This is a genomic window from Thiofractor thiocamini (assembly GCF_055384375.1).
Genome location: NZ_AP042389.1, coordinates 791515 through 804751, shown reverse-complemented (window position 1 = coordinate 804751; position 13237 = coordinate 791515). Strand labels below are relative to the sequence as shown.

At 32.8% G+C, this 13237-nt stretch carries 10 protein-coding genes; 7 read left to right on the top strand and 3 right to left on the bottom strand.

Features of this window, described 5'->3' with window-relative positions; all coding sequences use genetic code 11:
• The first annotated feature begins 6 nt into the window (after positions 1–6).
• From ACZ47B_RS04075 to glyS, 4 genes are all read left to right on the top strand, one after another.
• The gene (locus ACZ47B_RS04075; protein ID WP_464895409.1) at positions 7–477 is read left to right on the top strand and encodes a tRNA (cytidine(34)-2'-O)-methyltransferase; all 471 of its coding nucleotides are present in this window, start codon (positions 7–9) and stop codon (positions 475–477) included.
• Positions 478–540: 63 nt separating this feature from the next.
• Positions 541–2376 carry an RNA polymerase sigma factor RpoD gene (rpoD, locus tag ACZ47B_RS04070; RefSeq protein ID WP_464895408.1) on the top strand — a complete coding sequence of 612 codons (1836 nt, stop codon included), beginning with the start codon at positions 541–543 and terminating at the stop codon, positions 2374–2376.
• Positions 2377–2432: 56 nt separating this feature from the next.
• Positions 2433–3998, top strand: coding sequence for an endonuclease/exonuclease/phosphatase family protein (locus tag ACZ47B_RS04065; RefSeq protein WP_464895407.1), 1566 nt, complete (start codon positions 2433–2435; stop codon positions 3996–3998).
• Between the two features lie 169 nt (positions 3999–4167).
• Positions 4168–6183, top strand: coding sequence for a glycine--tRNA ligase subunit beta (gene glyS / locus ACZ47B_RS04060; protein ID WP_464895406.1), 2016 nt, complete (start codon positions 4168–4170; stop codon positions 6181–6183).
• A 33-nt stretch (positions 6184–6216) separates the two neighbouring features.
• Here glyS and ACZ47B_RS04055 read toward each other — a convergent pair whose 3' ends face one another.
• The 3 genes from ACZ47B_RS04055 to ACZ47B_RS04045 all read right to left on the bottom strand — a co-directional run bounded on the left by ACZ47B_RS04055 (position 6217) and on the right by ACZ47B_RS04045 (position 9813).
• On the bottom strand, positions 6217–8190 hold the full coding sequence (locus ACZ47B_RS04055; RefSeq protein WP_464895405.1) for a thioredoxin domain-containing protein: 1974 nt from the start codon (positions 8188–8190) through the stop codon (positions 6217–6219).
• On the bottom strand, positions 8187–9095 hold the full coding sequence (locus ACZ47B_RS04050) for a ketopantoate reductase family protein (RefSeq protein WP_464895404.1): 909 nt from the start codon (positions 9093–9095) through the stop codon (positions 8187–8189). Before ACZ47B_RS04050 ends, ACZ47B_RS04055 begins: the two co-directional genes overlap by 4 nt.
• 67 nt (positions 9096–9162) lie before the next feature.
• Positions 9163–9813, bottom strand: a complete 651-nt coding sequence (locus ACZ47B_RS04045) for a carbonic anhydrase (RefSeq protein ID WP_464895403.1) — start codon at positions 9811–9813, stop codon at positions 9163–9165.
• A gap of 88 nt (positions 9814–9901) precedes the next feature.
• On the opposite strand from ACZ47B_RS04045, the gene ACZ47B_RS04040 reads away from it, so the two are divergent.
• The 3 genes from ACZ47B_RS04040 to ACZ47B_RS04030 are packed head-to-tail and all read left to right on the top strand — an operon-like array spanning position 9902 to position 13232.
• Positions 9902–10693 carry an HlyD family secretion protein gene (locus ACZ47B_RS04040; protein ID WP_464895402.1) on the top strand — a complete coding sequence of 264 codons (792 nt, stop codon included), beginning with the start codon at positions 9902–9904 and terminating at the stop codon, positions 10691–10693.
• A complete protein-coding gene (locus ACZ47B_RS04035; protein ID WP_464895401.1) occupies positions 10680–12446 on the top strand; it encodes a molybdopterin-dependent oxidoreductase in 1767 nt (588 codons plus the stop codon). The genes ACZ47B_RS04040 and ACZ47B_RS04035 overlap by 14 nt, the downstream gene beginning before the upstream one ends.
• A 3-nt stretch (positions 12447–12449) precedes the next feature.
• A complete protein-coding gene (locus tag ACZ47B_RS04030; protein WP_464895400.1) occupies positions 12450–13232 on the top strand; it encodes a glycosyltransferase in 783 nt (260 codons plus the stop codon).
• Positions 13233–13237: the final 5 nt, after the last annotated feature.

Sequence of the window (13237 nt, the reverse complement as noted above, 5' to 3'; positions counted from 1 at the left end):
AAAAATTTGTTCAATATCGTACTAGTTCACCCCCAAATCCCGCAAAATACCGGCAGCATAGGAAGAATTTGTGTAAATACGGACTCAAAGCTTCATATCATAAAGCCTATAGGATTTGATTTGAGTGAAAAAGCGGTAAGACGTGCAGGACTGGACTACTGGAAACTTTTGGATCTATATATCTGGGATAGCTTGGAAGAGTTTTATGCACATCACAAACAATTTCAAGATAGATTTTTTTATGCTACGACAAAGACCGATACCCCTTACTTTAAAAAAGAGTTCAAAAAAGGTGATTTTCTGTTTTTTGGCAGTGAAACAGCCGGCATACCTTTGGAATTTATGAAACTAAACTGGAAAAACAGTATGACCATACCGATGGGAGAAAATGGAAGAAGCTTAAATCTTTCAGTTAGTGTAGGTATAGTTTTATATGAAGCGATAAGACAAAATTATTTAATTTTTAATCAAAATTAAATAATTTTTGGGTATAATATAGGCTTTTCATACGATAAGACAGCATCGAAACAGGAGACTTAAATGACCACCAAAGAACTCTACCAAAAACTTGAAGACTTGATTTCCCAAAGAAAGAAAGATTATGTAACATACGCAGAGGTAATGAGTCTCTTTGAAAAACAACCCACGGCTTCAAATGCAAAAAAGCTCTTATCGCTTTTAAAGAAGTATGATGTAAAACTTATAACTTCAGCCGAACTTGCCAAAAGAAGAAATATCCAGGAAGCTAAAAAAAGAGAAGAAAACAGAAAAAAAGTACAAGATAAAGCTCTTGAAGAAGAGTTTGACTTGGCAAGCGAAAAAGAGCTTCTTGAGTGGAGCAGAAGTGACAGTCCTGTTAGAATGTATCTAAGAGAGATGGGAAAGATAAACCTTCTTACAAAAGATGAAGAGATAGATATCTCCAAACAGATAGAGTTTGGTGAAGATATCATCATAGATGCCTTTTGTTCAGTTCCATATCTTATAGATTTTATACTCGATTATAAAGAACCGCTTATAAACAGAGAAAGAAGAGTAAAAGAGCTCTTTAGAAGCTTCGATGATGATGACAGTGATGAAGATGAAGAAGAGGATGAAAACAGTACCAAGTCAAAAAAAGTAAGCTCTAAAATCCTAAAAAGAACCAAAAAAGTACAAGAGAGTTTCAAACTTCTTGAAAAAGCCAAAAAAGATTGGATGAAAGCAAGAAGCAAACCTTTAAAAGAAGATGCAACAGAAGAAGAGCAACTCCACTATGATTTAGTACTTGCTTTTAAAAAGAAGATACTAAAAGAGAGACTTCTTGATCTTGGACCTACAAGTAAACTCATAAACCAACTTGTGAAATCTATGGAGACAGTGTTAAACAGTGGAGATGACTTTGAAAAAGAGTTAAAAAGACTTGAGTATAAGCTACCTCTTTTTAACGATACTCTAAAAGAGAATCATAAAAAGATACTATCAAAGATAACAACCATGACCAAAGAGGAGATAGCTGACGCAGTTCCTGAGACTACCATGGTATCTACTTATGTGGAGATAAAAAAACTCTTTAAAACAAAAGAAGCAAGTAAAAACAGTTTCAACCTTGACCCTGAGATATTAAAAGAGATAGTAGAGCAAATCAAAAGAGGTAAAAAGATAGCAGATAGAGCCAAGTTTAGAATGGCAAAGAGCAACCTTAGACTTGTAGTATCCATAGCCAAAAGATATACAAACAGAGGTCTTCCTTTCCTTGATCTTATACAAGAGGGAAATATAGGTCTTATGAAAGCAGTAGATAAATTCGAGTATAAAAAAGGGTATAAATTTTCTACTTATGCAACCTGGTGGATAAGACAGGCTATCAGTAGAGCCATAGCTGATCAAGCTAGAACCATCAGGATACCTATACATATGATAGAAACTATAAACAGGATAAATAAGATCATAAGAAAACATATCCAGGAGAACGGAAAAGAACCGGGAGTTGACGAGATAGCAGAAGAAGTAGGTCTTAGTGTGGATAAAGTAAAAAATGTCATCAAGATAACAAAAGAGCCTATAAGTCTTGAAGCTCCTATAGGAAATGAAGAAGATGGAAGATTCGGTGACTTTGTAGAGGATAAAAGTTCAGTCTCTCCTATGGACTTCATGCTAAAAGCTGATCTTAAAAACCAGATAGATGATGTGCTTTCCCAGCTGAATGAGAGAGAAAAAGCGGTTATCAGGATGAGATTTGGTCTTTTAGAAGATGAGAGTGATAGGACTCTTGAAGAGATAGGAAAAGAGCTTAATGTCACAAGAGAGAGAGTAAGACAGATTGAGTCAAGTGCTATAAAGAAGTTGAAGCATCCGAAGGTTGGAAGAAAACTTAAAAAATATATAGGCGAGTAATATTTCATTTTGAAATATTACTGCCTAAATACTCCTAAAATATATATAATATCCTTATGAAAAAATTTTTACTTTTACTTTTACCATTTTTTTTACAGGCTGTTACATTTAAAGTAGCTACTTATAATGTAGAAAATCTTTTTGATATGCAATTTTCAGGCCATGAGTATGTGGAGTATATACCTGATGGAAAATATGGTTGGAATAACTACATATATAAAAAAAAGTTAAAAAATATATCCAAAGTTTTATATGATTTGAATGCAGATATCGTCGCACTTGAAGAGGTCGAAAGCAAAAAGGCTCTGCTGGACTTGAGAAAAGCATTGCAAGGCAGAGGTTTGTTTTACAGGTATTATGCGATTGCTGATAAAAAAAACAGCACGGTCAAAGTTGCACTTTTATCAAAATTTGAGATAACAAAGACCAAAGAGATAAAAGTATCATATGCTCAAAGATATAGAGACATTCTTGAAGTTTGGTTGATGATTGACAAAAAACCTTTTGTTTTGTTTGTCAATCACTGGAAGTCAAAAAGTGCAGGTGAGAATGAAAGGGTAAAATACGCAAAAGCTCTTAAGAGAAGATTGGAAAAATTACCAAAGAATATACCATATCTTATACTCGGAGATTTTAACTCAAATTACAATGAATATATCACCTTTTTGAAAAATAAAAAGTTAAACAACACTCATGGAAAAACGGGTATAAATGATGTTTTGAAAACAACCCTTAATGGAAAAATGACCACAGTAAATGATATAAAAAAAGATTGCTCATTGCTTTATGATTTATGGATGGAGCTACCTTTGTCAAAAAGGTATTCATACATTTTTCATGGTGAAAAAGATAGCATCGATAATATAATCGTACCTTGTAGTTTATTCGACGGTAAAGGAGTTGAGTATATAAAAAACTCTTTTGGGGTATTTAAACCAAATTATCTTTTTAAAAACGGTGTTATTTTTAGATGGCAAAGAGCAGGTGGTTACGGAAAGTTTAGCGGCAAGGGATACTCTGATCATTTGCCTATATTTGCCTACTTTACAACTGATAAAAAACATAAAGAGTTTAAGAAAGTAAAAGAAGATATTTATAACGATATGAGTATAGACAAGTTATATGATAACACCAATCTTGCCAAGCCTATTACCATAAGAAAGGTAGCTGTTATATATAGAGACAAGACGGGGGTTATCATAAAAAAACTACATCAAAGAGCTATATATATTTATAGACACAATAAAATCTTTAAAAAAGGATATTTTTACAATCTTATTATAAACGGTATAAAAAATTATAGAGGAAATCTTGAGATAACATCTATAAAAGATGCAACAAGGCTTGAAAAAATTGCCGATTTGAACAAATACTTTTTGCACTATAAAAAAGGTATGGATTTATCGAAAAAAACATATATCAATGAAGTCATATATAAACTAAAAGGTATATATGATAAAGGGTATCTTTACTATGACAAAGGTAAAAAGATAAGAATTTATAACAAAATAAAACATTACCTTCTACAAAACCATAAAAAGATCATAATCAAGCAAGCAAGGATAGTTTCATATAAAAATGAACCAGAACTTATACTTTACTATAAAAGGCAGGTAAAATGATAGATGATATAATGCTTATCCTTTTTGTTTTGTTTATGATATTTTTAGTTAGAGGATTTATGCTTCAATCTGCAAGTAAGCATAGGGACCAAATCAACAAAGATGACAAATAATCAGATTTAAAACTTTATTTTGATAAAATACATCCAATTTTTACAAAAGGCAAACAATGTTTAAACCATTGCTTATAGAAGTAGGCGTTGAGGAGCTACCGGCGATTCCTTTTTTGAAGGAGTTGCCAAATATCGATAAAAAATGGAGTCAGGTTTTAGAAAAAAATTCTTTGCTTTGCGAATTTGATTTTTACTATACGCCAAGAAGGATGGTGTTATGGCATAGAGAGTTCCCTGTAAAGCAGCCTGATGCAACTGAAGAGTTATTTGGTGCACCGCTTAGTATAGCTTTCAAAGACGGCAAACCTACAAATGCGGCTTTATCTTTTGCAAAAAAATGTGGGGTAGAAGTCGATGAGCTTGGAAAATCTCAAAAAAACGGCAAAGAGGTACTTTACTTTAGAAAAGAGATCGAAGGCAAGCCCGCAAAAGAGCTCATAAAAGATATGTTACATTCATTTTTAACTTCGCTTAATTTTGGCAAATCCATGAGGTGGGGAAATCTCGAAGAGAGCTTCATAAGACCCATAAGATGGATAGGCGCCATGCTTGGTGATGAAAAGATAGATTTTGAATTGTACAATGTAAAATCAGATAGTATCTCTTATCCACACAGATCTGTTTCATATGATCCTTTTAAGTATGATTTTGCCGGTGGTTTCTTCTGCAAACTTGATAAAAACGGTGTAATTTTATATCAAAATGAACGAAAAAAGAGAATCTTAGAGCAGTTTAAAAAAATTGAAGATGAGAATAGTATAAGTATTGAGACGGACAATGATCTCTTGGATGAGATAGTGACTATCACGGAGTATCCAACCGCTCTTCTTGGAACATTCGATGAAGAGTTTTTAAGATTGCCAAATGAAGTTATCATAACTTCCATGAAAGAGCATCAAAGATATTTTCCTGTTTTTAAAGATGGCAAGCTCTCCAACCGTTTCATAGTGGTGTCAAATGCCATAACAGATGATTTTTCACTTATAGTTAAAGGAAATGAAAAAGTTTTAAGAGCAAGACTTAGTGATGCTATATTTTTCTATGACAATGACTTGAAAAACGGACTTGGATATGAGGGGCTCAAAGATATAGTTTATATGCAAGGTCTTGGTTCTGTTTACGATAAGGAACTTAGAGAAAAAGAGATAGCTTTATATCTATCCGATATGTATGGAATAGAAGAGAAAAACATGATAGAAAGAGCTGTTTTGCTTAGCAAGGCAGACCTGTTAAGTGAAATGGTATATGAATTTACCGAACTTCAGGGGATCATGGGGTACTACTATGCAAAAGCTTTTGGTGAAGATGAGAGAGTTTGTTTAGCTATAAAAGAGCAGTATTTACCAACAGGAGAAGATTCACCGTTGCCAAGTTCACTTTTTAGCTCTATTATAGCCTTATCCAACAAACTTGATACCATTTTAGCTCTTTTTGACATAGGAAAGATTCCAACTGGCAACAAAGACCCTTATGGCTTAAGAAGAGCAGCAAACGGTATCATAAAGATAGTTTTAGGATATGAGTTACCGTTTGATATAGATAAGGTTTTTGATGAACTCTCTAGCAATTATAAAGATATAGATAGAGCTAAAGTAAAAGAGTTTTTTATAGAGAGGCTTTATCAATTTTTCAAGGTCAACCCTTCCGTTGTCAAAGCTGTGCTTCAAAGTGGTGAAAAAGATATAGTTGAGATTTCGAAAAAAGTTGAAGCACTCAACAAAATTGTTACAAGCAGTGAGTTCAAAGAGATATTTACCACCTTTAAAAGGGTTTCCAATATAGTAAAAGATGTCGATATTGGAAGCGATCTAAGTATAGATACATCGTTATTTGAAAAGGATGAGGAAAAAGCCCTTTTTGATAGATTTATCCATGTAAAAGATAAAGATTTCAGTGACTATGAGATAAGACTTGAAGAACTTTTCTCATTAAAGCCTGAGATAGACAACTTTTTTGATAATGTCATGGTAAATGTAGAAAATGAAGATATAAAAACCAATAGAAAAAATCTTATAAGCTCTATCTATAAAACTTTCAAGGATATAGCGGATATAAAAGAGATAACAGTTTAAAAGAATGAACAATTTATAGTGAAAAATAAAAAATTAGTACTGTTCTATCTTTTTTTTGACAGTTTGAAAGTTACCGTAGCCAAAACAGCTTTTTAAGTCACAACTTAAAAATTGATTTGATTTTATGGCTTCTTTAAGTAAGAAGGGATAGTTTATATGGGCTATCTCTTTTTTATATTTTAAAAGGTTGCTTTTAGAGCTTTTTATAAGAATGATACCTTTTTTATATCGCAAAAGATCATTTATCATCTGTGCGTATTTTCCGGAGTTGTTTATCATGTTGTGATAAAACTCAGATATACTTTTTTCAAATATTTTCTTTAATTTTAATGAGCTTTCAAATGTCGAGAGAGTAAGTATATTTTTTAGCATCATTGAAAGAGGTGCGCTATAGTATGTGTCATCACCATCAGCCAAGACGAGTTTATCACTGCTGAGATACCATTTACCTTTTTTGTAAAAATTTTTTATAGCGGTATTGTTTAGTATAGAGGCTTTTTTAAGGTATGAGTTTTTTAGAGTTATCTCATATGCGTATAAAAGAGCATCGATCATATAGGCATAATCTTCCAAAAATCCTTTTTGTAAAGGTTTTTTGCCATCGAGTGCTTGATGGTAAAGTATATCGTTTTTTTGCATCAAAGAGAGAAGGTTGTCCAGTGATTTCATTGCCTCCTTTTTGTAGGAGTGTTTTATGTAAGAGGCTTGAAGCTTTGCTTTTATCATCATTGCGTTCCATGAAGTTATGATCTTTTTATCCAAAAAAGGAAAATCTCTTTTTTCTTTTACAGTTTGGATGATTTTTATAATTTTTGTAAAATTTTTCGGTTTTTTATCCCCTTTTATAAAAGGCAGAGCATACTCACTGTCGTAATTACCGTCTTGTTCGATATCAAGATATTTGAGTGTTTTTAAAGCATCACTTTTTTTGATACCTTTTGATAAAAGTTTATGTAAGATATCCTGATATCTAAATATATAATACCCTCCCTCTTTTGAATTACTCTCGGCATCGCTTGCGCTGTAGTATAGGCCGTTTTTATTTGTAAAATGTTTATCAAACTCATCTATGCTTTTTTCTATCACTTCTTTGAAGTACTGATTTTTTTCCAAATGATAAGCTTTTGCATATGATGAAATGATTTGCGCATTGGAGTAGAGCATCTTTTCAAAATGAGGAGATTGCCAAGCTCTATCGGTTGTATATCTGAAAAAACCTCCGCTTATCACATCATAGATGGAGCTTTTTTGCATAGCTTTTAAAGTTTGAAGAGCTATTTTTAAGGATTGTTTATCTTTGTAAACCTTGTAATAATCCATCAAAAGGTTTATCTTGGAGCTTTCAGGGTATTTTGCGCCTTTTCCAAAACCTTTGTATTTTTTATCAAAACTCTTTTTTATATTTGATATTGCTGTTTTTATAAGATTTGTTTGTAGATTGTTTTCTATCCTTTGTTTATGGTGATATTTTTTTATCATATCTTTAACGAGTTTATATATACTACTTCTATCTTTTTGATACATTTTGGAAAATTTTTGAAGTAGCTTTATAAGTCCAGGTGAGCCATAGCCATCCTCTTTTGGTATGTATTTACCCATATAAAAAGGTTTTAAATCCTCAGTTAAAAAAACACTCAAAGGCCATCCGCCTTTTTTATGATATATCTTTTCATAAATCCTTTGGTATTTTTTATCTATTTGAGGCATCTCTTCTTTATCGACCTTGATACTTACAAAATATTTGTTTAAAAGCTTTGCAACTCTTTTATCATTGAACGATTCTCTTGCCATCACATGACACCAGTGACAAGTACTATACCCAATGGATAAAAATATCATCTTATGCTCTTTTTTAGCCTTTAAAAAAGCCTTTTTACTCCAAGGGTACCAATCAACAAGGTTGTATAAATGTTGCTTTAGATAAGGAGAGGTTTGCCCAAGAAGGTGATTGGGCTCATTTGCCCATAAATTGATTGCAAATAAAAAGATTACAAAAAAATTTTTCATTTTTCATTTTTCATTTTTAATTCTTCATAGTATTTTCTCATATAAGGTACTTTTATACCATTTTTATCAGCCTCTTTTACGATATACCCGCAAAGTGCTTCAACTTCACTCTTTTTACCTTTTTCATAGTCGAGTTGCATAGATGTTTTTGACTCATATGGCAGCGTTACTACTCTTTGGAGGATTTTCTTGATCACTTCATCTTTTATATCTATATCTTTTGCATTGGCTACACTTTTTATCTCATATAAAACTTTTTCCAATTCGTCAAGCTTTTCATTTGCTATAAATCCTAGAGGTTGTTTGTAGTAAGAAGTCATAGAAGCGTAAGCACTGATAAGGAGGTATTTTTTCCAAGTTTCAAGTTCTATGTCGTCAGTTAGTTTATTTCTAAGACCTGCTTTATCAAAAAGTTCTTTTATATGTTTAAAATCTCCAAGAGGATACTCTTTAGTGCCGTAAATAAGATTGAAAACGCCGCCGTATTTTTTGACAACTCCCGGTTCTTTTACATTTGAGAGTATGTATATACAACCGTTTAATACTTTTGCATTTGGAAAAACCTCTTTTACCTCTTTGTCATGGTCCACTCCATTTAAAAGAGGAAGCAAAACGGTATCATTTGAGACATTTTTCTCTATCAGTTTTAAAGCATGTTGCAAATCATAACTCTTTGTACAAAGTAAGATAAGATCAAACAGACCCAAATCTTTTGGATCGTTTGTTATCTTGTCAGGATGCACTATAAACTCATCTTTTTCATCCAAAAGTTTCAATCCCGACTTTTTTATAACTTCAAGCTGTTTCCCTCTTGCAACAAAAGTTATCTTATCATCGCCAAAAAGTTTTAACTTTCCACCTATATATCCCCCAACACCACCAACACCAACAATCATAATCTTCATAAATTCTCCATTCTCAATTATCAATTCACCATTTACCATTAACTCTTCACTCTTCACCATTAACTCTTCACTCTTCACCACTTATCGGTAAAAACTCATTTTCATCATCATCGTAGTAGAGTATCTCTCCGGTTTCGATTTTGTAGTACCATCCTCTTATGGAAAGTATCCCATCTTGGACTTTTTTGGCAACTCTTGGATAAGTAAGTATGTTTTGCATGGAAAATACGACAGAGATTTGCTCGGTATGTTCAAGCTTTTCTTCAAAGCTAAAATGCTGTTTTTTATCCATATTTTCTACTATCGATTTTGCTCTTTCTCCAAGTTCAAGCCATTTTTTAAGATGTGCCATAGAGTTTTCATCAAGCTTGTCTCTTTTGTAAACTCCTTTTATAGCCCCGCAGTGAGAGTGGCCACATATGATGACATCACTTACCTTTAGATGAGATACCGCATACTCTATAGCTGCGGCAGTTCCGTGAAATAAAGCTTTAGGGTTAAAAGGAGGTACGAAGTTGCCTACATTTCTGTAAACAAACAAATCTCCAGGTTTTGACTGGGTTATCAAATTTGGAACGATTCTCGAATCACTGCAACCTACAAAAAGAGCTTTTGGATGTTGACCGTTTTTAACCAGGTCTATAAAAGTCTCTTTTTTTCTTTTGAAAACCTCTTTTTGAAAAGAAGTTGCGCCATTAAGTAGAGTTGAAATTCCCATTTGTACACCTTATGTTCGATTTTTTATTATATATCAAAAACTCTTTTAATTTCATTTAGTGTATAATGCAAATAAAAAAAGGATAAACTTGAGACAAATTATACTTCTTGTTTTTATATCCGTTTTTATGTATGGCGATATTTACTATGCTAAACTTGAGCCTTATGAAACATATGTCATAAAGTCCGATGTAGCCGGGAAAGTTGTATATAGTGACCTCTCCAAAGAGGGCAAATGGGTAAAAGATGCGCTTGTTGTAAAGATAGATGATAAAACAGACAAAGATGATTTGAAAACTTCTATGAAAAAACTATCTGACTTAAAAGAGATGGAGAAATTAACCCTACAAAACATAAAAGCTTTAAAACGCACTTATGAAATCAAAAAAAGAAACTATGACAGGATAAAAGATTTGAAAACCAAGTCAAATTTTGAAAAAGATAACCAACTTATAACGGTCATAGCCGCAAATGCTTCACTTTTAAATGCCAAGCAGTCACTAGTCAATCTTCAAAGTAGTATAAAAGACCTCGAGTATAAGATATTTGTGCTAAAAGATAGGATTGAAAAGAAAAATATAACTATAAAAGATAGATTTATCTACAAACTAAATGTCAAAAAGGGTGACTATGTAGCTCCCGGGGTTTTGGTGATGAGTGTTATGGATACTTCAAAAGCAAAAGCTGTAATTTATCTTAGCTATGAAGACAAGGAAAACCTTGATAAAAAAACTATCTACATAAACGGTAAAAAAACAACTTTCAAGTTCAACAAAGTTTGGAATGTAGCTGATAGTGTAAATATCAGTTCATACAGAGCGGAACTTTATCTGCCAAAACCAAAAGAGTTTTCAAAGGTTATAAAAATTGAACTTAGATAATCTGACAACTTGTCCACTTGATTGCTATGACGGATGCTCTATAGTTTATGAAGACGGTAAGCTAAGGGGGGATAAGTCTCATCCTGTAACCAAAGGGTATCTTTGTTCAAAAATGAATAAATTTTTAGAGTATGACAGGTTGGATTCAGCATACTTTGAGGGTAAAAAAATCTCACTTGATAAAGCTCTTGAGATACTTTTGGAAAAACTTGATGAGTGTAAAAACGGTAAAAATCTCTTTTTTCAAGGCAGTGGTAATCTTGGAAGATTGCAAGGCATAACAAAAGAGTTTTTTGTCAAGAGCGGTTTTTTTAAAACAAGCGGTTCTTTGTGCGACGGGGCTGGAGATGCCGGTATAGTAGAGGGCAGGGGCGCAAACCTTCTCTTGCCGCCAAGTGAGATAGATAAAAGTGAAGTCATTGTCGTATGGGGTAGGGATCCGGGTATCAGCAATACTCACATACTCCCATATCTAAAAAATAAAAAGCTTATAGTGATAGACCCTTATAAGATAGAGTTATCCAAAAAAGCTGATATATACTTGCAGATAAAGCCACGGGGGGATTTTTTCCTGGCACTTATGATAGCTCGTATAGTTTATATGCAGCAACTTGAAGATAATGAGTATATAAAAGAGCGTACAAACGGTTTTGATGATTTTGTGGAACTGTTTGAGAGTTATCATATGAAGCAGCTTTCTTTTAGAAGTGGCATAGATATAGACAAAGCTTGGGAAGTTGTTGATCTTATGCAAGACAAAAAAACCGTTTTTTTAGTCGGTATTGGAGTACAAAAGTATTTTACCGGTCATTTCATACTTAGAGCGATAGATAGTTTGGCTGCGATAATGGGGCTTTTTGGGAAAGAGGGCTTAGGAGTTAGTTTTCTAGGTGATAGTTTTTACGGATTTAAAAGCAGTTTGCCGAGCTTTTCAAAAAAAGTAAGTATCCCTACGGTTGATTTTTCAAAATTTGATATGGTTTTTATACAAGGAGCAAATCCGGTTGTCAGTATGCCAAATAGTAAAAAAGTTTTGGATGGACTTGAAAAAGCAAAGTTTAGTGTCTATTTTGGTCTGTACGAAAATGAGACTTCCAAAGCAGCTGACCTTGTACTTCCTGCGGTTGATTTTCTTTGCAAAAACGATATAAGAACTACCTACGGGCATGAGTATGTCGGTTTGATGCCAAAGTTAAAAGATGATGAAAACGGTATAAGCGAGTATGAACTAACTTGTTTTTTGATGGATAAAATCCATAATGAAAAGTTAAAAGATGAGAAAGTTTATATAGATGAAATACTCTCTTCAAACAGTATAAAAAAAGATGGCTTATATATCTCAAAAACTTATGAAAAAATTCCATATAGCGAAGGATTTTATACAGAAGATAAAAAGTTTAACTTTTTGGATGATTACGAAGATGATTTTGAAGAGGATTATGAAGATGAGGATGATGGGAGATATTATCTTATAACCAAAAAAGATAAAAATTCGCTAAACAGTAGTTTCAAGTATGATAACTACCTCTATATTCCGCCGCTTCTTGGCTTTGAAGATGAAGAAAAGGTAAAACTCGTATCAGACTATGGAAGTGCCAAGTTTAAGATAAAGATAGATAAAAATCTAAGAAATGATACACTTATGTGCTATGCAGGCAACAGATTTTATAACTATCTAACTCCTTCTATGACTTCTTTGGAGGGCGAGTGTGCTATCTATCAGGAGTTGAAAGTCACTTTAAAAAAGGTATAGCGTTTGGTAAGTGTCGTTATCCCCGCATACAGCAGATACCACACTCTAAAAAGAGCTATAACTTCAGTTTTAAATCAAACTTATAAAGATATAGAGATCATCATAGTTGATGACGGATCGGTAGATGATACAAAAAAGATAAAATATGAGTTTGATGTAGCTTATATCTATCAAGCCAATCAAGGTGTAAGTAGTGCAAGAAACAAAGGCATAAAAGCTTCCAAAGGGGAGTGGATAGCATTTTTAGATAGTGATGATGAGTGGCATCAAAAGAAACTTCAAAAGCAGATCGAGTTTTTTAAAGACAATCCCCATATCAAAGTTTGCCATACGGGTGAGAGATGGATAAGAGATGGTAAAGAGATAAAGTATCCAAAAAGACTGAAAAAACCAAGCGGATGGTGCTTCGAGGATAATCTTCAAACTTGCAAGATCGCGGCAAGTTCTATCATACTAAAAAAAGAAGTATTTGAAAAAGTTGGATATTTCGATGAGAGTTTTAGAGTTTGCGAAGATTATGACTTGTGGCTTAGAATCTCAAAAGAGTATGAGATAGGCTTGCTTGAAGAAAAACTCATCACAAAGCACTATTCAAATGACGGACTTTCAAAAAGTATTAAATTTATAGATTTACATCATATAAACTCACTTTTAAAATTTAGAGATGATAAAAAAGTGATACAAATGATAGAGAAAAAATTGGCTATACTGAAAAATGGAGCTATAAAGTATAACAATCAAGAGATATTGAATCAAATCAAACAAATAAATTTAACAAACTTTTGATATAC

What these genes read in the sequence shown, in the direction of transcription:
- ACZ47B_RS04055 (WP_464895405.1), bottom strand. Translation starts at nt 8,190, where the DNA reads ATGAAAAATTTTTTTGTAATCTTTTTATTTGCAATCAATTTATGGGCA.
- ACZ47B_RS04050 (WP_464895404.1), bottom strand. Translation starts at nt 9,095, where the DNA reads ATGAAGATTATGATTGTTGGTGTTGGTGGTGTTGGGGGATATATAGGT.
- rpoD (WP_464895408.1), top strand. Translation starts at nt 541, where the DNA reads ATGACCACCAAAGAACTCTACCAAAAACTTGAAGACTTGATTTCCCAA.
- ACZ47B_RS04045 (WP_464895403.1), bottom strand. Translation starts at nt 9,813, where the DNA reads ATGGGAATTTCAACTCTACTTAATGGCGCAACTTCTTTTCAAAAAGAG.
- glyS (WP_464895406.1), top strand. Translation starts at nt 4,168, where the DNA reads ATGTTTAAACCATTGCTTATAGAAGTAGGCGTTGAGGAGCTACCGGCG.
- ACZ47B_RS04065 (WP_464895407.1), top strand. Translation starts at nt 2,433, where the DNA reads ATGAAAAAATTTTTACTTTTACTTTTACCATTTTTTTTACAGGCTGTT.